The sequence below is a fragment of the Burkholderia sp. Bp8998 genome (assembly GCF_003854235.1).
In the GTDB taxonomy this organism is placed as follows: domain Bacteria; phylum Pseudomonadota; class Gammaproteobacteria; order Burkholderiales; family Burkholderiaceae; genus Burkholderia.
In genome coordinates, this window is sequence record NZ_QTQF01000002.1 from 332,495 (window position 1) to 357,927 (window position 25,433).

The following is a 25,433-nucleotide window of genomic DNA, read 5'->3' on the forward strand; positions in this document are numbered from 1 at the left end:
TGATCGAAATACCGGGGCGATCTGAAGGATCCACCGTCGTCGCCTATGTCGTCGCAGCCGCATCCTGCCGGTCGAGTTCCGCGACATGCGCGTGAATCGCCGGAATCAGGTCGCGCCCGTAGGCCAGCGCATCGTCGAGCGGATCGAAACCGCGGATCAGGAAGGTCGATACGCCGAGCCGGTAATACGCACCGAGCGCGCGCGCGACCTGTTCCGGCGTGCCGACGAGCGCGGTCGAATTCCAGCGCGCACCGGTCAGGTTCGCGACGCCCATCCACAGCCGCTCGTCGAGCACGTCGCCCTGCGCGGCCGCGGCCATCAGCCGTTGCGAGCCCGCGTTCTGCGGCGCGTGGCCGTCGATCGGCTGGCCGTTCGCGCGCCGCGCCGCGCGCACGCGTTCGCGGATCGCCTCGGCCTTCTCCCACGCGGCGGCTTCGGTATCCGCGACGATCGGGCGGAACGACACGCTGATGCGCGGCGCGCGTCCGAACGGCGCGGCGGCGGCCCGCACGCGCGCGATCTGCTCGCGCACCGCGGCGAGCGGCTCGCCCCACGTCATGTAGACGTCCGCGTGCCGACCGGCCACCGCCAGCGCGGCCGGCGACGAGCCGCCGAAGTAGATCGGCACGTGCGGCCGCTGCGCGCCTTTCACGACCGGCGACGCACCGTGCAGCCGGTAGAACTCGCCGTCGTGATCGACCGGCGCGTCGGCTAGCCAGATGCGTTTCAGCACGTCGAGATATTCGCCGGTGCGGTGGTAGCGCGCGTCGTGCGGCACGAAATCGCCGTCGCGGCGCAGGTCGGCATCGTCGCCGCCCGATACGACGTTCAGCGCGAGCCTGCCGCCGCTGAACACGTCGAGCGTCGCGATCTGCCGCGCGGCGGCCGACGGCACGATCACGCCCGGCCGGTGCGCAAGCAGGATGCGGATGCGTTCGGTCGCGGCGGCCGCGAACGACGCGACGATGAAACCGTCCGCCGCGTTGCTGAAGTGGCCGACCAGGATCTGGTCGAAGCCGGCGGCTTCGTGTGCCTGCGCGAAGCGCCGCACATAGTCGGGCTGGACGGCGGCGCCGCCCGGCACGTCGACCTCCGCGCCAGGCGTCGCGGTGATCATGCCGATGATGTCGACAGGCATGTCGATGGTCCTTCCAGTTGTCGATCGGAAATGGCCGCGCGCCGCGGCACCCTCACTGCGCGGCGGCCGTCTTTTGCGCGGGCACGGCGAACGCGCCCGCATACGAGCGGTCCAGCAGCTTCGCCGTGTCGTACGCGGTCGGAATCACACCGGCCCTGTGCAGGAAATCGGCGGTGTTCTGCGCATCCTTCGCGGCCGTGTCGTCGACCGGGCCCACGCGCTGGTGCGCGTTGTTCAGCCAGCGGTACGCGACGTCCGGCTCCAGTTTCGCGCGCTGCGCCCACAGCTCCGCGTACTCGCGCGGATGGCTGTCGACCCACTGGCGCGCAGCCACCACACGCTTCAGGAAATCGGTGATCTCCGCGCGCCTGGCCGTGGCCGCCTGCTCGTTCGCGGCGACGAAGCTGAGCGCGGGCATCAGGCCCTGCGCGGTCGTCACGGGCCGCGCGCCCTGCCGCAGCGCGAGCGTGCTGACGAACGGCTCCCACAACGACACGGCGTCGACCGAGCCGTTCGCGAGCGCGTTGGTCGCATCGATCGGCATCAGGTACGCATACTTGACGGAATCCGCGCGAAGGCCGGCATGTTCGAGCGCGCGCAGCACGAGCTGCTGGCTCCACGCGCCGCGCCAGACGGCAATGGTCTTGCCCTGCAGGTCGGCGACGCTGCGCACCGGCGAGTTTTTCGGCACGAGGATCGCGACGCCGTCGAGGCTCTGCCGCGACACCGCGACCACCTTCACCGGCGCGCCGCGCGCGGCCAGCGTGAGCAGCGCGGAATCGCCGAGGAAGCCGACGTCGATCGCGTTGCCGTTCAGGCTCTCGGCAACGGGCGCGGCGGCCTGGAAGTGCTTCCACTCGATCGTGTAAGGCAGGTCCTTCAACACGCCGGACGCCTCCATCGACGCCTGGATGTTGAAGTAATTCTGTTCACCGACGCGCAGCGTGACGGTGTCTTTCGCGATGCCCGGCTGCGCGGCGAGCGCGAGCAGCAGCGCCGTGACGATTCGGCTCAACAACATGATCTCCCCGGAGGTTGGCGGGCGGCCGCGCGACGGCGTCGCCCTCGGGTCCGACTGGCGCGACGGCCGACGGACGGGATGGAACCGGGGAAGATACGGCGATCCGCTTCATGAGACAAACGCAATATTCTGCTATGCAAAGATGCAAATATCTTATGGAAAGACCGTCACGAGGCGCCCCCGTCCACCTTCACGGGAAGCCGTTCGAAGGATTCCTCGACAGATATTTCGCACGCGAAATACATCGCGAACTATATTTCGCATACGAAATAACTACCCGGAGCGAGGACGGCCATGACGTCAGAACCCATCGCGTTTTCCGCTGCCGACGGCTATACGCTGCGCGGCACGCTGTGGTCGCCGCACGCGCCGCCGCGCGCGCTGGTGTTGATCCATCCGGCAACCGCGGTGCCCGAGCGGCTGTACGCCGGCTTCGCACGCTTCCTGACCGAACGCGGCTTCGCGGTGCTGACCTACAACTATCGCGGCATCGGTGCGTCGCGGCCCGCGCGGCTGAGCGCGCTGCAGGCCCGCATGCGCGACTGGGTCGAACTCGACGTCGGCGCCGCGATCGCGTGGGCGCGCGAAACGCACGACGGGCTGCCGCTGCTGGCGGTCGGGCATAGCGTCGGCGGCCACGCGATCGGGCTGTCGGCCGGTACCGCTTACCTGCGCGCGGCCGTGCTCGTCGCCGCGCACGCGGGCAGCACTCGGCTGATTTCCCGCGCGGCGGAGCGGCTGAGGGTGCGGCTGATCCTGCGTGTGCTCGGCCCGCTTGCGTCCGCGCTGCTCGGCTACGTGCCCGGCAAGCGGCTCGGGCTCGGCGAGGATCTCCCCGCCGGCGTGTTCCGCGAATGGAGCCGCTGGACCACGCTGCCGCGCTACTTCTTCGACGATCCGACGCTCGGCGCGGCCGAGCGCTTCTCGAAGCAGCGGTTGCCGATTCTCGCGCTCGGCTTCGACGACGATCCGTGGGCGAACCCGCCCGCGATCGACCTGCTGGTAAGCTACCTGACCCGGGCGGCCGTCGAACGCCGCCAGATCGATCCGCGCGCCGCGGGCAGCGGGCCGGTCGGGCACATGGGCTTCTTCCGCAGCCGGCCCGGCACCGTGCTGTGGCCCGCGGTCGCCGACTGGCTCGCGCAGGCGCTCGACGCGCCGCGCGCCGCGGCTCGCCCGTCCCTTTCCATTGCTGCTGGAAACCAAGCTTGAGCGAAGACCGACGACTGTTTTTCCTGTTGAACATCGGCCAGCGGCGCGTGCAGCGCTGGGTCGACCGCCAGGCCGATAACGATGCGCGCGCCAGCGCCGCGCAGGCCGGCGTGCTGTTCTGCCTCGCGAGGCAGGACGGCGCGCTGATCGGCGAAGTCGGCGCGGCGCTGCAACTGGCGCCGTCCGCGATGACCGGGCTCGCCGACAGGATGGCGAAGGCCGGCCTGCTCGTGCGCCACGCCGATTCGGACGACGGGCGCGCAACGCGCCTGTTCCTGACCGACGAAGGTCACGCGGCGCTCAAGCGGGCGCGCGTGGTGCTGCGCGAACTGAACGGCAAGCTGTGCGACGGGTTTTCCGACGACGAACTCGACGTCGTCGCGCGCTGGCTGCACGCATTGCAGGACCGCTTTCCGGCCGAGCGCTGAACCGCGCCGGCGGCGCGGCGCATCGATCGCAACAGGCAGCGCCCCGTATCGACACGGTGCGACACGGTGCGACACGATCGCCTCGATCGAAAGCGATTGTGATTCGCGTTTTCGATTCGTTTCGCGCGCACGTGCTGCGGCAAATTTTGCGTTCCGCGCGCACCGTTTGTCGGCAACGCTTTCCGGCTACGCTCTGTTACAAAAAATTGCCTCCCGCGCCACATCGGGTCGCCTACATTGCAATCCACCTCGACGCATTCGTCGTATGCATCGACCGGCCTTCCCGTCGGGTCCGCATCGCCTGACCCACCCGACAAGCGATGAAAACGAAGAGGAGTCTTGACCGACGTGCTGGCGGCATCCAGCACACGCGGATTGCGATGACCGTAACGGCCCCCCGAACGACCCGCTCCGATGCGTGCACGGCATTCATGCCGCCGCGTACCGGTGCGCGGCGCGCCGCCGTGCCGTGCCAGCGCCGCCGCACGTCAACGAGGAGCAGTCCATGCGACGCACGATCGTGTCCCACTCGCTTGTCACCCGCCTCACCCGCCTGTCCGCCGCAATGGCGATGGCCACCGCCACAGCAGCAGTCGCCCATGCCGAACCCGTGGTCGTGTCCGGCCCGAGCCCGTTCGCCGCCTGCACCATCGGCGGCCCCGGCACGAACTACGTGAATGCCGAGGTCGAACCGTGGCTGTCGGTCAACCCGGCGAACCCGACGAACATGATCGGCGTGTGGCAGCAGGACCGCTGGTCGAACGGCGGCGCCCACGGGCTCGTCGCGGGCTACACGTTCGACGGCGGCGCGACCTGGGCGCGCACGCCGCAACCGTTCAGCGCCTGCGCGCCGGGTGGGCTCAAGTACGAGCGCGCGTCCGATCCGTGGGTGTCGTTCGGGCCGGACGGCACCGCGTATTCGGTATCGATCTCGTTCAACCAGTCGAACAACAGCAACGCGGTCGCGGCGTCGGTGTCGACCGACGGCGGACAGACGTGGAGCAGCCCGGCCGTGCTGATCGCGAACGACGAACCGACGACGCAGTTCTTCAACGACAAGGAATCGGTGACGGCGAATCCGGTGAAGGCCGGCACGGCCTACGCGGTGTGGGACCGTCTCGAACTGCCGAACGGCAACCCGTACGCGAACCTGCACACGGCCGCATACCGCGGGCCGACGTTGTTCTCGAAGACAGTTGACGGCGGCAAGACCTGGAGCCGCGCGAGGGTCGTCGTCCACGTGCCGTCCCGCCAGCAGACGATCGGCAACCAGATCGTCGTCGATCCGAAGACGGGCACGCTCTACGACTTCTTCGACCTGATCCAGCCGCCGTTCAGCAAGGCGGCCGGCAAGGTCGCCTTCATCAAGTCGACCGACGACGGCGCGACGTGGACGCAGCCGCAGGTGATCGCCGGGCTGCAGACGGTCGGCGTGACCGATCCGAACACCGGCGAACCGGTACGCACCGGCGACATCATTCCGGAACCCGCGATCGATCCCGCGTCGGGGCAGCTCTACGTCGCATGGCAGGACAGCCGCTTCAACGGCGGCAACTACGACGAGATCGCGCTGTCGACGTCGAAGGATGGCGGCGCGAGCTGGAGCGCGCCGCTGCAGGTGAACACGCCGACCGGGCGCCCGGCGTTCAATCCGTCGGTGCGCGTCAACAACGCTGGCTCGGTGATGGTCACCTACTACGACTTCCGCGATCTGCAGGCCGGCAACACGACGACGCTGCCGACGGGGTTCTGGCGCAAGATCTCGCAGGACGCCGGCGCCACGTTCGCCGACGAACGGCGCGTCGGCGGCCCGTTCGACATGAGGATCGCGCCCAATGCGGAGGGCTTCTTCATCGGCGATTACCAGGGGCTCGACGTGGGGCCCTCGTCGTCGTTCCATCCGTTCTTCGTCCAGACCAGCGCAGGCAACCTGACGAACCGCACGGACGTGTTCTTCGCGCCGTGATGCGCGCGTGAGCGCAGCGCTGCCGCGACGTCCCCGTGTCGCGGCAGCGTGGGCGAGTGCGCGTCAATGCATGTCGGTCAGCACGACGCGACCGTCGATCCTGCCTTCGCGCAGCCGCGCGAATATGTCGTTGATGTTGCCGAGCCGGTCGCGATGGATATGCGCGCGCACCAGGCCATCCGCCGCGAAATCGAGCGATTCCTGCAGGTCGCGCCGTGTGCCGACGATCGAGCCGCGCACCGTGATGCCGTTCAGCACGGTCGAGAAGATCGGCAACGGGAAATCGCCGGGCGGCAAGCCGTTGAGCGCCACCGTGCCGCCGCGCCGCACCATTCCGAGCGCCTGCGCGAACGCGCTGCGCGACACGGCCGTGACCAGCACGCCGTGCGCACCGCCGATCTCCTTCTGGATGACCTTCGCTGGATCGTCGACCGACGCATCGATCGTCAGCTGCGCGCCCAGCTGGCGCGCGAGTGCGAGCTTTTCGGGGGACACGTCGATCGCGGCGACGTGCAGGCCCATCGCACGCGCGTATTGCACGGCCACGTGGCCGAGCCCGCCGATGCCCGAAATCGCGAGCCACTGGCCCGGGCGCGTGTCGGTGACGCGAATGCCCTTGTAGACCGTCACGCCCGCGCACAGGATCGGCGCGATCTCGTCGAACGCAACCTGCGCCGGCAGATGCCCGACGTAGTCGGGATCGGCCAGCACGTATTCGGCATAGCTGCCGTTGACCGAATAGCCGGTGTTCTGCTGCCCGTGGCACAGGGTTTCCCAGCCGGTGTGGCAGTACTCGCAGTGACCGCATGCCGTGTAGAGCCAGGGCACGCCGACGCGGTCGCCCTCGCGCACGTGCGTGACGCCCGCCCCGACCGCCGCGACGACGCCGACGCCTTCGTGCCCGGGAATGAACGGCAGCGTCGGCTTCACGGGCCAGTCGCCGTCGGCGGCATGCAGGTCGGTATGGCAGACGCCCGACGCCTTGATGTTGACGAGAATCTGGCCCGCGCCCGGCGTCGGAATCGGCACTTCCTCGATGCGCAGCGGTTCGCCGAACGCGTGTACCACGGCCGCTTTCATGGTTTGGGTCACAAGTCGCTCCTGTCTGGTCGATGATCCGGCCAGTATCCGGACTCGAAACCGGAGCGCCTTGATACGCATCAACGGGGCGGGAAACACGCGTGTTGGTGGCGGATGCGTCGCGAGACATGCAGCACGGGCGGCCAGTCCCGGCACAGGGTTTGACTGCCCGCTTCCGCTTTCGTGGCCATTTCGGCCGTTTGTCGGAAACCCTGCGGCACGCCGCCGTTTTGCTTGGAATTTGAAATGATATAACATATCATTTCACGGCCCCAGTCATCCGAAACCATTCCGTCCAGATGGCCGGGCTACGCCGAGTCTTATCCAAACGGGTCACTGCGTGCCGCAGATGCAACAATATATCGTATCCAGCCTTGACCCGCGTGGCTCGCTTTCCGATCCGATTCCAACCGATTCACCGACCATGCGCGACCTCCCTCGTCTACCGCTTCGCCCGCTCTCGCCCGTTTCGCTGATGCTGTTCGCCGCCGTCGTACAAGCGCAGGCCGCCGATCCGGCCGCCTCGTCGACGCCGGCGCAAACCACGTCGCTCGCGCCGATCTTCGTGACCGCGAACCCGCTCGGCGACACCGATCCGATCGCGCCGACCGCGCAACTGTCGGGCGACGCGCTGACGCGCCGCCAGGCCGATTCGCTCGGCGAGACGCTCAACGGCCTGCCCGGCGTGTCGACCACCACCTACGGGCCGATGGTCGGCCGCCCGATCATCCGCGGGATGGACGGCGACCGGATCCGTCTGCTGCAGAACGGCGTCGCCGCCTACGACGCGTCATCGCTGTCATACGACCACGCGGTGCCGCAGGATCCGCTGTCGATCGAACGCGTCGAGATCGTGCGCGGGCCGGCCGCGCTGCTGTACGGCGGCAACGCGGTCGGCGGCGTCGTCAACACCATCGACAACCGGATTCCGCGCGAAGCGATCGAAGGCGTGACGGGCGCGCTCGACGCGCGCTACGGCGGCGCGAACGCGGTGCGCGCGGGCGCGGCACAGGTCGAAGGCGGCAACGGCCGCTTCGCGTTCCATGTCGACGCGTCCGACCGCGAGGCCAGCAAGCTGCGGATTCCCGGCTATGCGCGCAGCAGCGCGCAACGTGCGATCGACGGCCCCGACACGCCACAACCGGTCGGCAACGTACCGAACAGCGACGGCCGCGTGCACGGCGGCGCGCTCGGCGCGTCGTACACGTGGGCCGACGGTTTCGCGGGCCTGTCGTACAGCGGCTACGAATCGAACTACGGCTCCGTCGCCGAGGACGACGTGCGCCTGCGGATGCGCCAGGAACGCCTCGCGCTCGCGTCCGAGATACGCAACCTGAGCGGCCCGTTCACGAAGCTGAAGTTCGACTTCGCGTACACCGACTATCGTCACAAGGAAGTCGACAACGGCGAGACGGCGACCACCTTCCGCAACCGCGGCTACGAGGCGCGCATCGAGGCGCGGCATCGCAGGCTCGGCCCGCTCGAAGGCGCGATCGGCGTGCAGTTCGGCCAGAACACGTTCTCGGCGCTCGGTGACGAACTGCTCGTGCCGTCCACGCGCACGAACAGCGTCGCGCTGTTCGGTCTCGAGGAATGGCAGGTCGTCCCGGCGCTGAAGCTGAGCGTCGGCGGGCGCTTCGAGCACGTGAAGGTCGATCCCGATCCGGCCGGCATCGAGAAATTCGCGGGCGCGCGGCCGCGCGACTTCAACGCCGGCAGCGTATCGGCCGGCGCGCTGTTCTCGCTGACGCCGGTGTGGTCGGTCGCGGCGAACGTCGCCTACACGGAGCGCGCACCGACCTTCTACGAGCTGTACTCGAACGGCCCGCACGACGCGACCGGCCAGTTCCTGATCGGCAACCCGAACGCGTCGAAGGAAAAGGCCGTGTCGACCGACCTGTCGCTGCGCTATGCGAGCGGCCCGAACCGCGGCAGCGTCGGCGTGTTCTACAACCGCTTCTCGAACTACCTGACCGAGTACAACACGGGCCGCGTCGTGAACGCCGACGGCGAACCGGTCGCGCCCGGCGCCGACGATACGCTCAACGAAGCGATCTACCGCGGCGTGCGCGCCGAGTTCTACGGCGTCGAACTCGACGGCAAGTGGCGCGCGTTCGCGCGGCGCGGCCATACGGTCGACCTGGAACTGACCACCGACTACACGCATGCCCGCAACGTCGACACCGGCCAGCCGCTGCCGCGCATCGCACCGCTGCGCGCGACGCTCGCGGCCGACTATGGCTACGGCCCGTTCGGTGCGCGCGCGCAGGTCACGCACGCGTGGTCGCAGCACCGCGTGCCCGACAACGACTTCTCGACGGACGGCTATACGACGCTCGGCGTGATGCTGAGCTACAAGTTCCGCGTCGGCGCGACCCACTGGCTTGCGTACCTGCGCGGCGACAATCTGACGAACCAGGAGATCCGCTACGCGACCTCGGTCGTGCGCGGCTTCGCGCCGGAAGGCGGCCGCAGCGTGATGGCCGGCCTGCGCACGACGTTCTGATCGCCGGACGGCCCGCGCGGTCGCGTCGCGCTGCGCGCGGCGGTCATCGCGCACATGGCCGCTGCAGTGCCCCGCAATTTCCGGTCCTTCCGGTCAAATGCACCGCACCACGCGCATCGCACCGATATGCAGGTTCGTTGGTCCCGGTCATGCACTTTTAAATCAGCCGAATGACGAGTATGCTTAAAAAAGCACTCCACGTTCGAACGGCGAATCGCGTGCCCTGATTCCCGTCCGCTCGTATCGCGGCCCCATCGCGCATTGCGTCGATGGCGGCGTCCGCCTCGCGCCCTGGCCGCACGAACCTTCCCCAACCATTCGCAGGAGAGCTGGTGAGCCGACTCGTCGTCGTATCCAATCGCATTGCAGATCCCCGTAAAGCCGCGGCAGGCGGGCTTGCCGTGGCCGTGAAAGACAGCCTGCAGGAATCGGGCGGTGTCTGGTTCGGGTGGAGCGGCAGGCTGCGCGGCGACGGCGACCATCCCGCGCATGGCGACGACGTGCAGATCCAGAACGTCGGCGGCATCCAGCTCGCGACCATCGATCTCGATCCGCAGGATTACGACGCGTACTACCTCGGCTACTCGAACAACGTGCTGTGGCCGGTGTTCCACTACCGCCTCGATCTCGCGCAGTTCGACCGCCGCTTCGCCGACGGCTACCGGCGCGTGAACCAGTTGTTCGCGCGCAAGCTGAGCACGCTGCTGCGCCCCGACGATACCGTCTGGGTCCACGACTACCAGCTGATTCCGCTCGCCGCCGAACTGCGTGCGATGGGCTGCACGAATCCGATCGGCTTCTTCCTGCACATTCCGATGCCGCCGCCGCCGATCATGGCCGCGATCCCGGAGCACGAGTGGCTGATGCGCTCGCTGTTCGCCTACGACCTCGTCGGCTTCCAGACCGAATCGGACCTGCTTCACTTCGAGCATTACGTCGAGGCGGAAGCCGGCGCCGCGCGGCTGCCGGACGGCCGCCTGCGCGCGTTCGGCCGCACGCTGTCGGCCGGTGCGTTCCCGATCGGCATCAACGTCGACGAATTCGCGGCGCTCGCGGAGAATCGCGACGGCATCGACATGTTCGAGCGGATGCGCGACGAGTATTCGCGCCGCCAGCTGCTGGTCGGCGTCGACCGGCTCGACTACACGAAGGGGCTGCCGCAGCGCGTGCACGCATTTCGTCAGTTGCTCGAACAGTATCCGGAGAACCGCGACCGCGCGACGCTGATCCAGATCGCCGCGCCGAGCCGCGAGGATCTCGGCGCGTACGACGACCTGCGGCGCGAGATGGACAGCCTGTGCGGCGCGATCAACGGCGACTACGGTGAACTCGAGTGGATGCCGATGCGCTACATCCATCGCACGGTCGCGCGCAAGCGCTTGCCGGGCCTCTACCGCGCGAGCCGCGTCGCGCTCGTCACGCCGCTGCGCGACGGGATGAACCTGGTCGCGAAGGAGTTTCTCGCCGCGCAGGACGAGGCCGACCCGGGCGTGCTCGTGCTGTCGCGTTTCGCGGGCGCGGCCGAGCAGCTGAAGCCCGCGCTGCTCGTCAATCCGTACGACACGCAGGGCACCGCGCAGGCGATCCAGCGCGCGCTCACGATGCCGCTCGAGGAGCGCCGCCAGCGTCACGACGCGCTGATGGCGATCGTGCGCAAGACCGACGTGCACTGGTGGCGCACGCGCTTTCTCGACGCGCTCGCCGAAGCGGCGGAAGTCGCCGCCGCGACCGAGTCCTGACGTACCGGGTCCTGACGCACGCTCACACGCCGGTCGTCTCGCGGTCGAGCACCGCACCGTTCACGTCCTGCACCGCCACCGCGATCGGAATGCCTTCGCGCATGCTCTCGGTCACCACGCAGTACGCATCGAACCGGTCGAGCATGCGCGTCGCCGCCGCGAGATCGGCCCACGCCTTGCCGACCGACAGCGTCACGGCCATCGCGCCCACCCGCACCCTGCCTGCGTCGTTCTGCACCATGTCGACGTCGATATGCGCGGTGACCGGCTGCGGATCGACGCGCTGTTTCTCGAGCGCGAACAACAGGCTCGCCGCGAGGCAGCTCGCGACCGCCGCGGCCAGCAGCCGGACGGGGTTCGGGCCGCGGCCGGCGCCGAGCGGCGGCGGTTCGTCGGTGAGCACCGGCGAAAGTTCGGTGCCCGCAAACGTGACTTCGAAACTGAAACGCGCATGCTGCGCGACATCGACCGATACGTGCGCCTCGCTCATGGCGACTCCGTGACTGGAAAGAGGAAGAGGAACGCCGGCGCAACGCCGCGCCGGCAAGTCTGGGTCGCGGCGACGGTGCGGCGCGATCATGGCCGCCCGCCGGCCGCGCGCGAGATTCGGGCTTCAGCGCTCGGGTTCGCGCGGCGGCCCGTACGCGACGAAATCGCGCTCGATCGCCGATGCCTGCTCCGGCGCATTCGCGTCCGCGCCAGCCCCGCGATCGGTCGTCGATGGCCCGGTGGCCGGCTCCTCGCGCCCGTCGATCAGCGCCTGCAGCGCATCGCGTTCGAGCACCTCGCACGCGAGCAGCCGTCGCGCGATCCGCTCGAGCGCCTCGCGACGTTCGCCGAGCGTCGCCGCGACGCGCGCATGCGCATCGGTCAGCAGCGTATGCACCTCGTCATCGATCATCCGTGCTGTGTGCTCGCTGCAGCGGCCCTCGCCCGCATGCCATGCGCCCGGGATGCCGCTGCGCGCCTCGCCGTCGTCGAAGCTCACGAGCCCGATCTTCTCGCTCATCCCGTACTGCATGACCATGTGGCGCGCCATCGCAGTCGCGCGTTCGAGATCGTTCTGCGCGCCGGTCGACACGTCGCCAAACACGAGTTCCTCCGCGACGCGCCCGCCGAGCAGCGCATCGATCCGATCGAGCAGCTCGCTGCGGCGCAGGACGTAGCGATCCTCGGTCGGCACCTGCTGCGTGTAGCCGAGCGCGGCCACGCCACGCGGAATGATCGACACCTTCTTCACCGGATCGCAATGTGCGCGGCTTTCCGCGACGAGCGCGTGGCCGGCCTCGTGATAGGCGATGGTCAGCTTCTCCTGCGCGTTCATCACGCGGCTCTTGCGCTCGAGGCCCGTCAGCGCGCGGTCGATCGCCTCGTCGAAGTCGTCCATCCCGATCGCCGGCTTGCCGAATTCCGCCGCATGCAGCGCGGCCTCGTTGACGACGTTCGCGAGATCGGCACCGACGAAGCCCGGCGTGCGCGACGCGAGTTCGCCAAGGTCGACGTCGGCCGCGAGCTTCACGTGTTTCACGTGCACGCCGAGGATCTGGCGGCGGCCGTTCACGTCGGGCCGGTCGATCGCGATGTGACGGTCGAAGCGGCCCGGGCGCAGCAGCGCCGGATCGAGAATCTCCGGCCGGTTGGTCGCGGCCATGATGATCACGCCGGAGCCGGCCTGGAAGCCGTCCATCTCGACGAGCAGTTGGTTGAGCGTCTGCTCGCGCTCGTCGTTGCCCGACATCGGGCCGACGCCGCGCACCTTGCCGAGCGCGTCGAGCTCGTCGACGAACACGATGCACGGCGCCTTCTGCTGCGCCTGCTCGAACAGGTCGCGCACGCGCGCCGCGCCGACGCCGACGAACATCTCGACGAACGCCGAGCCGCTGATCGAGAAGAACGGCACGGCCGCCTCGCCGGCCACCGCGCGCGCGAGCAGCGTCTTGCCGGTGCCGGGCGCGCCGACGACGAGCACGCCCTTCGGGATCTTGCCGCCGAGCCGCTGGTAGCGATCGGGGTTGCGCAGGAACGCGACGAGCTGCTGCAGTTCGGCCTTCGCTTCGTCGATGCCCGCGATGTCGTCGAACGTGATGCCGGTTTCCTGCTGCACGTACACGCGTGCGCGGCTCTTGCCCATCCCGGTGAAATCCTGCAGCCCGCCACGCTTGCGCAGCATCAGGTTCCAGATGAACACGAACGCAACGAGCGGCACCAGCCACGACGCGAGCGACGCGATCCAGCCGGTGTCGGACGCGCCGTGAAACCGGATGCCACCGGCAGTCAGCGTGTCGATCAGTTGCGGGTCGGTCACGCGGTTGGTGCTGAAGTGCGGCGGTGTGCCGTCCGATTTCACCGCCGCGACTTCGGACGCCGGCAGCAGCGCGCCGGCCTGCGGCATCGTCAGCGTGCCCGTGATCGTCGCCGGTCCGATCTCGAGATCGTCGACGAGCCGCGCGGCGACGAGCCGGTGGAAATCGCTGTACGCGATCATCGTCGATGCCGGACGCAGCATCAGCAACTGCGCGGCGAACAGCACGAAGAAGCCCGCCGCGATCAGCAGTCCTGCGAAGTCGAATTTCCTGTCCATGGCATCGGGCCGGCCGGTCGCACCGCGCGACGCGCTGATGCGTGCCCGCGCGCCCGGCCGGCGCGCGGCATCGGCAGCCACGCACACACGCAATGCATCCGCGCCATCGTCGCCTCGTTTCGTCGCATGAATGACACCGCGAAGGCGCCGCCGGGCGGCCTTCGCACGGACAGTGCGCCGCAACGCACCGCCCGTGATTCAAGTCTAGCTCGCACATGGACGTCGCGCATTGTCCGACAGACACCTTTCATCGACGCCGCCGGCCGCGTTATAGTCGCGCTCATGACATTTTTGTGACACCCTGCATTGCCCCGCCCGGGCGCGACGCCGGCTGTTGCGTCCCGTCCCGCGTCGCGGCAGGCCGTGCGACGCTGCCGCGCATCGAACGACAACCGCTCATCCGAGGAGCACACGACGTGAACGACACCCCCGATCGCCCCGACGACCTTCCCGTTGATCCCGACCGCCGCCGCATGCTCGGCGGCCTCGCCGCGCTCGGCGCGGGCGTCGCGCTCGCTGGCTGCGAGGCCACGCCGGGCGGCACGCCGCGCACCGCCGCCGACCTGCGGCTCGACGACGCGCTGCGCCGGCAGGTGCGTCACATCGTCGTGATCTACGCGGAGAACCGCAGCTTCACGAACCTGTACGGCGATTTCCCGGGCGTGCAATATCCGCTCGCCGAGGTGAAGCCCGAGCACGCGCGGCAGCTCGATCGCGACGGCAAGACGCCGCTGCCGGTACTGCCGAAGATCTGGGGCGGGCTCGTGCCGCAGGCGCAGGTCGTCGACGGCAAGCGCTACGCGATCGCCGAGCGCGACATCGACAAGCTGGCGAACGCGCCGTTCCGGATCGCCGACGCGCACGGCAAGCCGCTGCCGAACGGCGTGATCACGCGCGACCTGTGGCATCGCTTCTACCAGAACCAGATGCAGATCGCCGCGGGCCGCAACAACCAGTTCGCCGCGTGGGCCGATTCGGGCGGCCTGGTGATGGGCCATTACCGCAATTCCGCCGACACACTGCGGCTGTGGAATCTCGCGCGGCAATACACGTTGTGCGACAACTTCTTCATGGCGGCCTTCGGCGGTTCGTGGCTGAACCACATGTTCCTGATTTCCGCGCAGCCGCCGATGTATCCGGATGCACACAAGCATCCGCACGCGGCGAAGCTGCTGTCGAAGGTCGACGGTGACGATCCGGCCGGCACGCGGTTGACGCTCGCCGCCGATTCGCCGGCGTCCGCGCTCGAGGGTCCGCCGAAGTTCGCGGTCGACGGCCCGCTGACGCCCGACGGCTACGGCGTCAACACGATGGCGCCGCCTTACCAGCCGAGCTACGTGCCGCCGCCCGATCCGGGCAACGCCGCGTATGCGGATCCGGCCGACCATCGCGTGATCCCGCCGCAAGGCCATGCGACGATCGGCGACCGCCTGTCGGAGAAGAACGTCGACTGGGCGTGGTACAGCGGCGCGTGGCAGTACGCGCTCGAGCACCGCGACACGGGCATGGTTCCCGATTTCCAGTACCACCACCAGCCGTTCAACTACTTCGCGAACTACGCGCCGGGCACCGACGCGCGCCGCAAGCACTTGCGCGACGCGGGCCTCGGCGACGAGCCGTCCACGAATCACTTCATCGCCGACGTCGATGCGGGCCGCCTGCCGGCCGTCGCGTTCTACAAGCCGCAGGGCAACCTGAACATGCACGCGGGCTATGCGGACGTCGAATCCGGCGATCGTCACATCGCGAACGTGATCGAGCGGATCCGACGCGGCCCGCAGTGGGCGAACACCGTGATCGTGATGACGCACGACGAGAACGGCGGCTGGTGGGATCACGTCGCGCCGCCGGTCGGCGATCGCTGGGGCCCCGGCTCGCGGATTCCGGCGCTCGTGATCTCGCCGCTCGCGAAGAAAGGTTACGTCGACCACACGATGTACGACACGAACTCGATCCTGCGCTTCATCAGCCGCGTGCACGGGCTCGCGCCGCTCGACGGCGTCGCCGCGCGCGACCAGGCGTTCGCGTCGCGCGGCGCAACGCCGCCGGGCGACCTGACGAACGCGCTCGATCTCGGCTGAAGGCCGATCGACGATCCACCGACGTCCGCCTGAAACGACGACGCCCCGGTGCAACGCGGTTGCCCGGGGCGTCGTTCCTTTCCGTTCAGGCGCGGCTACGCGGCGCTGCGCAATGCCTCGCTCGCCGAACGCGCGGCGTGGCGTCCGGCCTGCCGGCCGAAGAAGGTCGCGTCGGCCAGCGACAGCCCCGAGCTGTACCCGGCGCCCCAGCGCGGCAGCCCGCAGGTCGTGCGGCCGGCCGCATAGAGGCCCGCCACCGGCACGCGCGCCGCGTCGAGCACCTGCCCGGTCGGCTGCGTATCGAGCCCGCCCAGCGTGAAATGCGGGTAGAACGCGTAGTCGATCCGGCAATCGAGCGCGACGAACGGCGGCTCGATCAGCGGCTTCAGCCACTTCTTCGCCTTGTGGAACAGCGGATCGGCGCCTTCGGCCGCGTGGCGGTTGTAGACTTTGACGGTCGCCGTCAGCGTGCCGGCCGGCATCTGCAGGTCGCGTTCGACCTCCTCCCACGTCTCGCCCGCCGCCGCGATGCCGATCCGCGCAATCGCGGGCGGCTCCTGGTAGGTCGCATGGTCGACCAGCAGGTAGATCCGGTCGTCGGCCTGGTGGAACGCGTGATGGCCGGTGCGGCCGTGATAGCCGTCCTCGTTGATGAAGCGCTGGCCGCGCGCGTTCACGAAGATCCCGTGGATCAGCGATTCGGGCGCGTAGAACGGCAGGCTGACGAAGCCCTGGTCCATGTGGATCGCCGCACCGCCCGCACTCTGGCCGAGCAGGATGCCCGAGCCGTCGTCGCCGGGGCTGCCGATCGGTTCGTCCGAGCGCAGGAACTGCGGTGCGTGCTGGCGCACCATGTCGCGGTTCATCGCGAAGCCGCCCGCGCACAGGATCACCGCGCGGCGTGCCCGCACGCATGCCGTCTCGCCGTACGCACGCAGCACGACGCCGCGCACCGCGCCGGCATCGTCGACGATCAGCGCCAGTGCGCGCGTGTCGTAGCGCGTCGACACGCCGAGCGCCTGCACGCGCTCGGCCAGCACGCGCATCAGCATCTGCCCGGCGCCCCAGCCCGGCCATTGCGGCGTGTGGCCGCGCGGGCACGGCTTCGCGGCCTCGCTGAACGGCCAGGCCTCCTCGCTGCCCGACCAGATCAGACAGTCGTCGGTTTCCGGTTCGACGATCCGCTCGGCGATGAACGTGTTCTTGTACGTGAGGCCCTGCGCGACGAGCCAGTCGTGATGCGCAAGGCTCTCGTTCGCGTAGAGACGCACCTTCGCTTCGTCCGCGTCGCGGCCGCCCGCGAGCATCAGGTAGCGGTACAGGTCCTCGGTGTCGTCCGTGAAGCCGGCCTGCCGCTGCGCGGGCGTGCCGCCGCTGCCGCCGAGGTAGATCTCGCCGCCGGACAGCGCGCTCGTGCCGCCATGGCTCGATGCGCGCTCGACGATCAGCGTGTCGGCGCCGGCGCTCGCGGCTTCGATCGCCGCACACGCGCCGGCCGCGCCGAAGCCGACGATCACGACGTCGTGTTCGGCGTCCCAGCGATGCACGTCGCGGACGTTCAGGGGGCGGGTCAGGGAATAATCGGATGACATGGGGGATTGGAGAGGCGTGAAGGGAGACGCCGCCGCATCGCGACGGTTTCGCGACGGTTTCGGGACGGCGTCGAGCTGACGCGGCGCACGGCCGCGCCGGTGTCACATGCCGCGCAACGCGGCGAAACCGAAGTGCGAAGGATCGATCGGCACGCAACCGGTCGGCAGGCCGTTCGGGTCGACGGAGCGGCATTGCAGGATACCGGCCGCATACGGCGGCGACGGGACCTGCTCGGCACCATATCGCGCCAATGCCATGGCCGCGAACGTGCCCATCGCCAATGCGCACAGCTTGCGAATCGTCAGTCTCATGATCGTCGTCCCCTCCGGTTGGCCGCTATCGCGGTTCGTGTCCGGCGACTGGCCGCAGACAAACAGGCAACGGCACCGGATGACTGCACGGTAGCCAGTGCCGGCCCGCCGGCCATCGTCCATTTCGACTAGGGGCAAACGCGAAGCGGGCTGCGCGGGGCATGCCGCGCCGCAACATCGTCGTGCAACCGAGTCGTCGGATGAATCAGTGCATCGCCTGTCTCGGCCTGCTGCGACGGCCGCACCATCGTCGGACCCATGCGACGCACCCGCCACCGCATCGCAGCATCGGACGCTGCGCCGCGGCGGTCCCGGTGTTTTCCCCGATCCTGACCCTGCTCCGTATGGATGATGAGGATCGATCGGTCCGATGCGAACCTGCGCGTCGACGTCGCAATGCCGCCGCGTCCGCACTCGCGGCGCGGCCGAGCCTTTCCGTTCATTCACGGGAGTACGCATGACCGATTCGAATCCCCGCCACGCGCTGTACGAGCTTGCGTGCCGTTACGCGCAAGCCGTCGACCGGCGCGACTGGCCGCGCCTCGCCACCCTCTTCACCGCCGACGCGCAGCTCGACGGCCCCGGTTTCCGCTTCGACGACCGCGACGCCATCGTCGCCGGGATGAGCGTGATCGAGCGCTACGAGACGACCCAGCATCACGTGCACAACCAGCTCGTCACGCTCGACGGCGGCGAGGCCGAGGTCGAGACCTACGGCGTCGCGTGTCACGTCTATGTGCGCGACGGCGTGAAGCGCAAGCTCGACTGGGGGCTGCGCTATCGCGACCGCTGCGTGTTCGACGGCGACACGTGGCGCTTCGCCGCGCGCACGCTGCACGTCGACTGGTCGCAAGACCTGCCGCTGGAGGGCTGAGCGATGCGCGCGCCCCTTCCCCTCGCCGGCCGCACCGCGCTCGAAGCGCTGGTGCGCGCCCGGTGCCGCATGAGCAAGCGCCTTCCTTCAACCCCAACGGAACACGACCCAACATGAATCGAGTCGCAAACAAGGTCGCGCTGATCACCGGCGCGGCGAGCGGCGTCGGCCGCGCGGATGCATTGCTGCTGGCCGCCGAGGGCGCGCGCGTCGTGCTGACCGACATCGACGAGGACGCCGGCCGTGCGCTCGCAAGCGAGATCGGCGACGCGGCGCTGTTCGTGCGCCAGGACATCGCCGACGAAGACGGCTGGCGGCACGCGATCGCGTCGACGCTCGACCGCTTCGGCCGCCTCGACGTGCTGGTCAACAACGCGGCGATCTGCCCGGTCGGCTCGATCGAGGACACGAGCCTCGACACCTGGCGGCGCGTGCTGCGCGTCAACGCGGACGGCTACTTCCTCGGCTGCAAGTACGCGATCGGCGCGATGAAGGGCAACGACACGCCGGGCTCGATCGTGATGATGTCGTCGGTCGCCGCGCTCGGCGGCCTGCCGATGATGTGCGCGTACACCGCCTCGAAAGGCGCGGTGACGGCGCTCGCGCGCAGCGTCGCCGTGCACTGCAAGCGCAGCGGCTACCGGATCCGCTGCAACTCGATCCATCCGGACGGCATCTGGACGCCGATGACGCAGGCGCTGATGCCCGGCCTCGATCCGGCCGAACTCGGCATCGGCAACGATCCGATGGCGCGCATGTGCGATCCGCGGGACGTCGCGAATCTCGTGCTGTTCCTTGCATCCGACGAATCGCGCTTCGTGAACGGCGCGGAGCTGCGCATCGACAACGCGCAACTCGTTTCGTCGCTGTGACGCCGCTTGCGGCTCTTCCGTTCAAAGGAGTTTTCTGATGATTTCATACACCGGCAGGACCGTGCTGGTCACCGGCGGCGGCGCGGGCATCGGCCGTGCATGCGCCGTAGCGTTCGGCGCGGCGGGTGCGCGCGTCGCGGTGGCCGAGATCGACCCCGCTCGCGCGCAGGACGTGCGCCAGGCGCTCGAGGCCGCGGGCGTCGACGCGCTGGTCGGCACCGTGGACGTCACGCGCCGCGACGAGGTCGACGCATTCGCGCGGACGATCGACGCACGCTTCGGCGGCCTCGACGTGCTCGTCAACAACGTCGGCGATTTCCTGCAGCTCGCGAAGCCGTTCGACGCCTATACCGACGATGACATCGCTCGGCTGTTCGACGTGAACCTGCGCCAGGTGTTCGTCGTCACGCGCGCGATGCTGCCGTTGCTGCGCAAGCGCGGCGCGGGCAGCAGCATCGTCGGCGTGTCGTCGATCGAGGGGTTCCGCGCGATTCCGAACTGCACCGTCTATGCGTCGTTCAAGGCGGCGCTGACCGGCTTCACGAAAAGCCTCGCGCTCGAACTCGGGCCGGCCGGCATCCGCGTGAACCAGATCGCGCCGGAAACCACCGAGACGCCGCAGGTGCCGGTCGGCGCGATGGTCGCGGCCGAGCATCGCGACCATATCCCGCGCTGGATTCCGCTCGGGCGCTTCGGTGCGGCCGGCGACATCGCGGGCGCCGCGTTGTTCCTCGCGAGCCCGCTCGCCGCGTGGGTCACCGGCACGACGCTGCACGTGGACGGCGGCGCACTCGCGGCGGCCGGCTGGTATCGCGACCCGAACGGCTTCTGGACCAACATGCCGGTCGTCACCGGCAACGGCTTCAACTTCTGAGCCGCGTATCGAACAGCGGCCGCCCGGCCGCGCGGCTTCATCCGTTCAATCATCGGTTCAATTCAAGCGGCGCGCCTGCGCCGCCACCGGAGACACCATGAAAATCCTGATCATCGGCGGTACCGGCCTCATCGGCGGCCACGCCGCGCTGCATCTGCACGCGCAAGGCAACGACGTGACGCTCGCCGCGCGCAAGCCGCCCGCGCCGGGCAGCGCGCTCGCGCGGTTCGACGTGCTGCTGCGCGACTACGTGGCCGGCAGCTTCACGCGCGACGATCTCGCGCCGTTCGACGCGGTCGTGTTCGCGGCCGGCAACGACATTCGCCACCTGCCGCCCGGCACGGACGAAGCCGCGCACTGGGAACGCGCGAACGTCGACGCGGTGCCGCGCTTCTTCGCGCTCGCGCGCGACGCGGGCGTGAAGCGCGCGGTGCTGGTCGGCAGCTTCTATCCGCAGGTCGCGCCGGCGCTCGTCGACACCGTGCCGTACGTGCGCTCGCGCCATCTCGCCGACGAACGCGTGCGCGCGCTCGCGTCGCCGTCGTTCGCCGTGTGCAGCATCAATGCGCCGTTCGTCGTCGGGTCGGTGCCGGGGCTGCGCAACGAGATGTTCGCCGCGTACACGGGCTACGCGCAGGGCAAGCTCGCCGGGCTGCCGGTGTACGGACCGGCCGGCGGCAGCAACTTCATCTCGACGCAATCGCTGTCGGAGGCGATCTGGGGCGCGCTGCAGCGCGGCGAATCCGGCAAGGCCTATCTCGTCGGCGACGAGAACCTCAGCTTCGCCGATTACTTCGCGGCCTTCTTCCGCGCGGCCGGCAACCCGCAGCCGGTGCCGTCGCTCGACCAGGAGCATCCGCTGCTGCCGGACATCGCGATCTATACGGGGCGCGGCAACGTCGTGTCGTATGAGCCCGATCCGGCCGATATCGCGCTGCTGCGCTATCGGCGCGGCGACGTGCAGCGCGCGGTCGACGAAGTGGTCGCGCAGTGCGGCGCGTAGGACCGGGGCGCGCACGCGCAGCGCTGAAACGACGCTGAAACGACAACGTCCCGCCGCCGGCGATGCGTGCCGGCGGCGGGACGTCGATGCCACTACTTCGTTACTTCATGACGTCGATTCGGAGCGTCAGCCGCCGACGCGCTGTTCGATCTTCTTCATCGTGTCGGTCAACTCGGCCGGCAGGCGCAGCTTCAACGTGTCGAACAGCGCCGCATGCAGCTTCAGCTCTTCGCGCCATTCGCCCGCGTCCATCGACGTCACCGCGTCGAACTGCGCACGCGTGAAGTCGAGCCCGTCCCACAGCAGGTCGTCGTACGCAGGCGACACGCCGAACGCGTGCTCGCCGCCGCCGCCGTTACCCTCGAGACGATCGAGCATCCACTTCAGCACCCGCATGTTCTCGCCGAAGCCCGGCCACACGAACTTGCCGTTCGCGTCCTTGCGGAACCAGTTCACGCAGTAGATCTTCGGCAGCGTCGCACCCGCGCCTTCGAGCTGCTTGCCGAGCTTCAGCCAGTGCGCGAAATAATCGCTCATGTTGTAGCCGCAGAACGGCAGCATCGCGAACGGGTCGCGGCGCACGACACCCTGCTGGCCGGCCGCCGCGGCGGTCGTCTCCGAACCCATCGTCGCGGCCATGTACACGCCTTCGACCCAGTCGCGCGCCTCGGTCACGAGCGGCACGGTCGTCGAGCGGCGGCCGCCGAAGATGAACGCGTCGATCGGCACGCCGGCCGGGTTTTCCCAGTCCGCGTCGATCGACGGGCATTGCGACGCCGGCGCCGTGAAGCGCGAGTTCGGATGCGCGGCCTTGCGGCCGGTTTCCTTGCCGATTTCAGGCGTCCACGGGTTGCCCTGCCAGTCGGTCAGCTTCGCGGGCGGTGTATCGGTCAGGCCTTCCCACCACACGTCGCCGTCTTCCGTCAGCGCGACGTTCGTGAAGATCACGTTCTCCTTCAGCGTCGAGATCGCGTTCGGATTGGTCTTCACGCCGGTGCCCGGTGCAACGCCGAAGAAGCCGGCTTCCGGATTGATCGCGTACAGGCGCCCGTCGCGGCCCGGCTTCAGCCATGCGATGTCGTCGCCGATCGTCGTGACCTGCCAGCCATCGAAGCCCTGCGGCGGGATCAGCATCGCGAAGTTGGTCTTGCCGCACGCGGACGGGAACGCCGCCGCGACGTGATACTTCTTGCCGGCCGGCGACGTCACGCCGAGGATCAGCATGTGTTCGGCGAGCCAGCCCTGGTCGCGGCCCATCGTCGACGCGATGCGCAGCGCAAAGCACTTCTTGCCGAGCAGCGCATTGCCGCCGTAACCCGAGCCGAAGCTCCAGATCTCGCGCGTGTCGGGGAAATGCACGATGTACTTGACCGGGTTGCACGGCCACGGCACGTCCTTCTGGCCGGCTTCGAGCGGGTGGCCGACGCTGTGCACGCACGGCACGAATTCGCCGTCCTCGCCCAGCACGTCATATACGTCGCGCCCCATGCGGGTCATGATCCGCATGTTCACGGCCACGTACGGGCTGTCGGACAGCTCGACGCCGACGTGCGCGATCGGCGAGCCGAGCGGGCCCATCGAGAACGGCACGACGTACAGCGTGCGGCCGCGCATCGCGCCGCGGAACAGGCCGTTCAGCGTCTCGCGCATTTCTACCGGCGCGATCCAGTTGTTGGTCGGGCCGACGTCGTCGGGCGATTCGGTGCAGATGAAGGTGCGGTCCTCGACGCGCGCGACGTCGGACGGATCTGACTGCGCGAGATACGAGTTCGGGCGCTTCGCCGGGTTCAGGCGCGTGAGCGTGCCCTGGTCGACCATCGCCTGGCACAGCGCGTCGTTCTCTTCCTGCGAGCCGTCGCACCAGACGACGCGGTCGGGTTCGGCGAGCGCCGCGATGCGCGACACCCAGTCGATCAGTTTGCGATGCTTGACGAAGGCCGGGGGAGCGATCAGCGCGCCGTGCGTCGCTTCGGCCAGATTGTGTTGCGACATGGGAATGTCTCCAGACTATTGGGCGGGGATGGGGGATGCGGGACGAGCCCGCGAGATGGGGAATGCGGTCGGAGCGCAGGGGGCAACGCGCAAGGCGGGACGCGCGAGCGGAGCGCGTGTCGATGCCGCGATGCGGGCGAGAGAATGTGATGTGTCTCGTATGAGCGTGCGAACGCGAGTTTCGCCATGCAAGCAACCTGCCGTACAACTCCATGCCGGCCAGCATACCATCGCCGTTATTGGGCGGGCGTTGCGTTGCAACAAGAAACAACTGTGACGACGTGCCGGCATGCCGCTTGCCGGCGTGTCCTTTTTTACAGCGCCGACGCGTGCGCTTGGGGGACGAAACGTCTGGAACGGCCGTCCGGCAAGGGTTTCGCGAAAACGGAAAAATCGGCGCGACACGTTCGCATGCGATGCATCCGAACGGTCGCGGCCCGAATCCGTGTTTTCGCTACTCAGGCAAACCCTGAATCAGGTTGCGTACACAAACATCCGTCGCGCACGCGTTGTGTGCGCTACCGCTCAAAACGGCGCGCCAGGCAATCCGGGGTAATACGCGCCGGCCGCCATCCCGCCGTCGACGGACAGTTCGGCGCCGTTGCAGTACGACGCGTCGTCGCTCGCGAGAAACAGCGTCGCGCGCGCGATTTCGTCAGGCAAGCCGACACGCTGCAGCGGCACGTGCGTGTAGTGCTTGTTGACCTCCTCGAGCGGCGCGCCGGTCGGGTTCGACATCGCCGTGTTCACGCCGCCCGGATGGACCGAATTCACGCGCACGCCCTGGTGGCCGAGTTCGAGCGCCGCCACCTTGGTCAGCCCGCGCACGCCCCATTTGCTCGATACGTAGGCGGCCAGCGCGTTCACGCCGCGCAGCCCGTCCACCGACGAAATGTTGACGATCGACCCGCTCCTTTGCGCGATCATGCGCGGCGCGATCGTGTGGATGCCGACGAACGTGCCGACCAGATTGATCGACACCGCACGCTCGAAATCGCGTTTCGACAACGCGGTGATCGCACCGAACATCAGCACGGCCGCGTTGTTCACGAGCACGTCGATGCGCCCGAACTGCTCGACGGTCGCGTCCGCAACGCGCGCCCAGTTCGCTTCGTCGGCCACGTCGAGCCGCATGAAGCGTGCCGCGTCGCCGAGCTCGCGCGCGAGCGCCTCGCCTTCAGCATCGAGCACGTCGCCGATCACGACGCGCGCGCCCTCCTCGACGAACAGCCGGCATGTCGCCGCGCCCATCCCGCGCGCGCCGCCCGTGACGATCGCTACCTTCCCTTCCAGTCGACCCATGTCGTTCTCTCTTCGATGCGTTCCGATTCCGGTTCGCCGGCCGCGACGCACTGACCCGCGCGTTCGTGCCGACCCTTGATTGGTGCCGCGTTCACCGTCAGCCCCAGTACGCCTGCCCGCCGTCGAGCGGCAGCGTCGCGCCCGTCAGGTAGGCGGCATCGCGGCTCGCGAGAAACACGATCGCGCGCCCGATGTCCTGCTCGCAGTCGCCGACGCGGCCGAGGGGGATCGTGCGGAAGAACGCGGCGGCTTCGTCCGGGTTCGCGTCGACCCAGCCCTTCAGCCCCGGCGACAGCGCATGCGGCGCGACCGCATTCACGCGGATGCCGTCGGCGCCCCATTCGCATGCCGCCGCACGCGTGAGCGCGCGAATCGCTTCCTTGGTCGCCGCATACGCGCCATAGCCCGACGTGTCCCAGCGCACCGCGGCCGACGACGCGAAATTGACGATCACGCCGTCGCCCTTCAGGTGCGGATGGCACGCGCGCATCATCCGCAGCGTCGCGATCGGCCCCGACTCGAGGCCCGCGAGGAAATCCGCGTCGGTCACGTCGAGCAGGCGGCCGAGCGGCACGACCTGCGCGTTGTTGATCACGATCTGCACGCCGCGAAAGCGCTCGACGACCGCATCGACGCATCGCGCGATCTGCGCGGCGTCCATCACGTCGCACACGAACGGCTCCGCCACGCCGCCGCGTGCGCGGATCGCGTCGCAGGTCGCGATCAGCTTGTCGCGCGTGCGGCCGACCACGGCCACCTGCGCGCCTTCGGCCGCGAGCGCGTGCGCAACGCCTTGCCCGACGCCCTGCCCCGCGCCCGTCACGAGCGCGACCTTGCCTTCGAGGATGCCCATGCTCGCT

Annotated in this window: 20 protein-coding genes; 10 read left to right on the top strand and 10 right to left on the bottom strand. The window is 68.9% G+C overall.

Annotated features, from left to right (window positions below; genetic code table 11):
* Nucleotides 1-43: 43 nt before the first annotated feature.
* Together DIE06_RS04310 and DIE06_RS04315 are read right to left on the bottom strand one after the other, a co-directional pair.
* Nucleotides 44-1,138: an LLM class flavin-dependent oxidoreductase gene (locus DIE06_RS04310; protein ID WP_124660279.1), complete on the bottom strand. Its 1,095-nt coding sequence runs from the start codon at nucleotides 1,136-1,138 to the stop codon at nucleotides 44-46.
* Between the two features lie 52 nt (nucleotides 1,139-1,190).
* Nucleotides 1,191-2,159 carry an ABC transporter substrate-binding protein gene (locus DIE06_RS04315; protein WP_124660280.1) on the bottom strand — a complete coding sequence of 323 codons (969 nt, stop codon included), beginning with the start codon at nucleotides 2,157-2,159 and terminating at the stop codon, nucleotides 1,191-1,193.
* A 294-nt stretch (nucleotides 2,160-2,453) separates the two neighbouring features.
* Here DIE06_RS04315 and DIE06_RS04320 point away from each other — a divergent pair, with 294 nt between their 5' ends.
* The 3 genes from DIE06_RS04320 (at nucleotide 2,454) to DIE06_RS04330 (ending at nucleotide 5,765) form a co-directional block, all read left to right on the top strand.
* Nucleotides 2,454-3,371: an alpha/beta fold hydrolase gene (locus tag DIE06_RS04320; protein ID WP_124660281.1), complete on the top strand. Its 918-nt coding sequence runs from the start codon at nucleotides 2,454-2,456 to the stop codon at nucleotides 3,369-3,371.
* Nucleotides 3,368-3,799 (top strand): MarR family winged helix-turn-helix transcriptional regulator, encoded by a 432-nt coding sequence (locus DIE06_RS04325; protein ID WP_124660282.1) that lies wholly within the window; start codon nucleotides 3,368-3,370, stop codon nucleotides 3,797-3,799. The genes DIE06_RS04320 and DIE06_RS04325 overlap by 4 nt, the downstream gene beginning before the upstream one ends.
* Before the next feature lie 505 nt (nucleotides 3,800-4,304).
* The gene (locus DIE06_RS04330) at nucleotides 4,305-5,765 is read left to right on the top strand and encodes a sialidase family protein (RefSeq protein WP_124660283.1); all 1,461 of its coding nucleotides are present in this window, start codon (nucleotides 4,305-4,307) and stop codon (nucleotides 5,763-5,765) included.
* Between the two features lie 63 nt (nucleotides 5,766-5,828).
* Here the strand turns inward: DIE06_RS04330 and adhP are convergent, their stop codons facing one another.
* Nucleotides 5,829-6,857: an alcohol dehydrogenase AdhP gene (gene adhP / locus DIE06_RS04335; RefSeq protein WP_124660284.1), complete on the bottom strand. Its 1,029-nt coding sequence runs from the start codon at nucleotides 6,855-6,857 to the stop codon at nucleotides 5,829-5,831.
* A gap of 463 nt (nucleotides 6,858-7,320) precedes the next feature.
* On the opposite strand from adhP, the gene DIE06_RS04340 reads away from it, so the two are divergent.
* Together DIE06_RS04340 and otsA are read left to right on the top strand one after the other, a co-directional pair.
* Nucleotides 7,321-9,351 carry a TonB-dependent receptor gene (locus tag DIE06_RS04340; protein WP_124660285.1) on the top strand — a complete coding sequence of 677 codons (2,031 nt, stop codon included), beginning with the start codon at nucleotides 7,321-7,323 and terminating at the stop codon, nucleotides 9,349-9,351.
* A gap of 332 nt (nucleotides 9,352-9,683) precedes the next feature.
* Entirely contained in the window at nucleotides 9,684-11,090 is a 1,407-nt protein-coding gene (gene otsA, locus DIE06_RS04345) for an alpha,alpha-trehalose-phosphate synthase (UDP-forming) (RefSeq protein ID WP_124660286.1), read from the top strand.
* 22 nt (nucleotides 11,091-11,112) lie between these two features.
* Here the strand turns inward: otsA and DIE06_RS04350 are convergent, their stop codons facing one another.
* Together DIE06_RS04350 and ftsH are read right to left on the bottom strand one after the other, a co-directional pair.
* Complete coding sequence (locus DIE06_RS04350) at nucleotides 11,113-11,580, bottom strand: OsmC family protein (protein WP_044844593.1); 468 nt, start codon at nucleotides 11,578-11,580, stop codon at nucleotides 11,113-11,115.
* Nucleotides 11,581-11,703: 123 nt separating this feature from the next.
* Complete coding sequence (gene ftsH / locus DIE06_RS04355; RefSeq protein ID WP_124660287.1) at nucleotides 11,704-13,671, bottom strand: ATP-dependent zinc metalloprotease FtsH; 1,968 nt, start codon at nucleotides 13,669-13,671, stop codon at nucleotides 11,704-11,706.
* A gap of 416 nt (nucleotides 13,672-14,087) precedes the next feature.
* Between ftsH and DIE06_RS04365 the strand changes: the two genes are divergently transcribed.
* On the top strand, nucleotides 14,088-15,752 hold the full coding sequence (locus DIE06_RS04365) for an acid phosphatase (RefSeq protein ID WP_124660288.1): 1,665 nt from the start codon (nucleotides 14,088-14,090) through the stop codon (nucleotides 15,750-15,752).
* A gap of 95 nt (nucleotides 15,753-15,847) precedes the next feature.
* On the opposite strand, the gene DIE06_RS04370 is transcribed toward DIE06_RS04365, so the two are convergent.
* On the bottom strand, nucleotides 15,848-17,344 hold the full coding sequence (locus tag DIE06_RS04370; RefSeq protein WP_124660289.1) for an FAD-dependent oxidoreductase: 1,497 nt from the start codon (nucleotides 17,342-17,344) through the stop codon (nucleotides 15,848-15,850).
* 102 nt (nucleotides 17,345-17,446) lie between these two features.
* A complete protein-coding gene (locus tag DIE06_RS04375; protein ID WP_124660290.1) occupies nucleotides 17,447-17,656 on the bottom strand; it encodes a hypothetical protein in 210 nt (69 codons plus the stop codon).
* Between the two features lie 457 nt (nucleotides 17,657-18,113).
* On the opposite strand from DIE06_RS04375, the gene DIE06_RS04380 reads away from it, so the two are divergent.
* The 4 genes from DIE06_RS04380 (at nucleotide 18,114) to DIE06_RS04395 (ending at nucleotide 21,279) form a co-directional block, all read left to right on the top strand.
* Complete coding sequence (locus DIE06_RS04380) at nucleotides 18,114-18,530, top strand: nuclear transport factor 2 family protein (RefSeq protein ID WP_124660291.1); 417 nt, start codon at nucleotides 18,114-18,116, stop codon at nucleotides 18,528-18,530.
* A 113-nt stretch (nucleotides 18,531-18,643) separates the two neighbouring features.
* The gene (locus tag DIE06_RS04385) at nucleotides 18,644-19,402 is read left to right on the top strand and encodes an SDR family oxidoreductase (protein ID WP_124660292.1); all 759 of its coding nucleotides are present in this window, start codon (nucleotides 18,644-18,646) and stop codon (nucleotides 19,400-19,402) included.
* 37 nt (nucleotides 19,403-19,439) lie between these two features.
* Nucleotides 19,440-20,276 (top strand): SDR family NAD(P)-dependent oxidoreductase, encoded by an 837-nt coding sequence (locus DIE06_RS04390; RefSeq protein ID WP_124660293.1) that lies wholly within the window; start codon nucleotides 19,440-19,442, stop codon nucleotides 20,274-20,276.
* Between the two features lie 97 nt (nucleotides 20,277-20,373).
* Nucleotides 20,374-21,279 (top strand): NAD(P)-dependent oxidoreductase, encoded by a 906-nt coding sequence (locus tag DIE06_RS04395; RefSeq protein ID WP_124660294.1) that lies wholly within the window; start codon nucleotides 20,374-20,376, stop codon nucleotides 21,277-21,279.
* A 126-nt stretch (nucleotides 21,280-21,405) separates the two neighbouring features.
* Here DIE06_RS04395 and DIE06_RS04400 read toward each other — a convergent pair whose 3' ends face one another.
* The 3 genes from DIE06_RS04400 to DIE06_RS04420 all read right to left on the bottom strand — a co-directional run bounded on the left by DIE06_RS04400 (nucleotide 21,406) and on the right by DIE06_RS04420 (nucleotide 25,426).
* Complete coding sequence (locus DIE06_RS04400) at nucleotides 21,406-23,271, bottom strand: phosphoenolpyruvate carboxykinase (GTP) (RefSeq protein WP_124660295.1); 1,866 nt, start codon at nucleotides 23,269-23,271, stop codon at nucleotides 21,406-21,408.
* A 525-nt stretch (nucleotides 23,272-23,796) separates the two neighbouring features.
* The gene (locus DIE06_RS04415) at nucleotides 23,797-24,573 is read right to left on the bottom strand and encodes a glucose 1-dehydrogenase (protein WP_124660298.1); all 777 of its coding nucleotides are present in this window, start codon (nucleotides 24,571-24,573) and stop codon (nucleotides 23,797-23,799) included.
* A 97-nt stretch (nucleotides 24,574-24,670) separates the two neighbouring features.
* Nucleotides 24,671-25,426 (bottom strand): SDR family NAD(P)-dependent oxidoreductase, encoded by a 756-nt coding sequence (locus tag DIE06_RS04420; protein WP_124660299.1) that lies wholly within the window; start codon nucleotides 25,424-25,426, stop codon nucleotides 24,671-24,673.
* Between the last annotated feature and the right edge of the window lie 7 nt (nucleotides 25,427-25,433).

Excerpts from the sequence above, each read along its gene's own strand:
- DIE06_RS04310 (WP_124660279.1), bottom strand. The coding sequence starts at position 1,138 with ATGCCTGTCGACATCATCGGCATGATCACCGCGACGCCTGGCGCGGAG.
- DIE06_RS04315 (WP_124660280.1), bottom strand. The coding sequence starts at position 2,159 with ATGTTGTTGAGCCGAATCGTCACGGCGCTGCTGCTCGCGCTCGCCGCG.
- DIE06_RS04320 (WP_124660281.1), top strand. The coding sequence starts at position 2,454 with ATGACGTCAGAACCCATCGCGTTTTCCGCTGCCGACGGCTATACGCTG.
- DIE06_RS04330 (WP_124660283.1), top strand. The coding sequence starts at position 4,305 with ATGCGACGCACGATCGTGTCCCACTCGCTTGTCACCCGCCTCACCCGC.
- DIE06_RS04340 (WP_124660285.1), top strand. The coding sequence starts at position 7,321 with ATGCTGTTCGCCGCCGTCGTACAAGCGCAGGCCGCCGATCCGGCCGCC.
- DIE06_RS04350 (WP_044844593.1), bottom strand. The coding sequence starts at position 11,580 with ATGAGCGAGGCGCACGTATCGGTCGATGTCGCGCAGCATGCGCGTTTC.
- ftsH (WP_124660287.1), bottom strand. The coding sequence starts at position 13,671 with ATGGACAGGAAATTCGACTTCGCAGGACTGCTGATCGCGGCGGGCTTC.
- DIE06_RS04370 (WP_124660289.1), bottom strand. The coding sequence starts at position 17,344 with ATGTCATCCGATTATTCCCTGACCCGCCCCCTGAACGTCCGCGACGTG.
- DIE06_RS04375 (WP_124660290.1), bottom strand. The coding sequence starts at position 17,656 with ATGAGACTGACGATTCGCAAGCTGTGCGCATTGGCGATGGGCACGTTC.
- DIE06_RS04380 (WP_124660291.1), top strand. The coding sequence starts at position 18,114 with ATGACCGATTCGAATCCCCGCCACGCGCTGTACGAGCTTGCGTGCCGT.
- DIE06_RS04385 (WP_124660292.1), top strand. The coding sequence starts at position 18,644 with ATGAATCGAGTCGCAAACAAGGTCGCGCTGATCACCGGCGCGGCGAGC.
- DIE06_RS04390 (WP_124660293.1), top strand. The coding sequence starts at position 19,440 with ATGATTTCATACACCGGCAGGACCGTGCTGGTCACCGGCGGCGGCGCG.
- DIE06_RS04395 (WP_124660294.1), top strand. The coding sequence starts at position 20,374 with ATGAAAATCCTGATCATCGGCGGTACCGGCCTCATCGGCGGCCACGCC.
- DIE06_RS04400 (WP_124660295.1), bottom strand. The coding sequence starts at position 23,271 with ATGTCGCAACACAATCTGGCCGAAGCGACGCACGGCGCGCTGATCGCT.
- DIE06_RS04415 (WP_124660298.1), bottom strand. The coding sequence starts at position 24,573 with ATGGGTCGACTGGAAGGGAAGGTAGCGATCGTCACGGGCGGCGCGCGC.
- DIE06_RS04420 (WP_124660299.1), bottom strand. The coding sequence starts at position 25,426 with ATGGGCATCCTCGAAGGCAAGGTCGCGCTCGTGACGGGCGCGGGGCAG.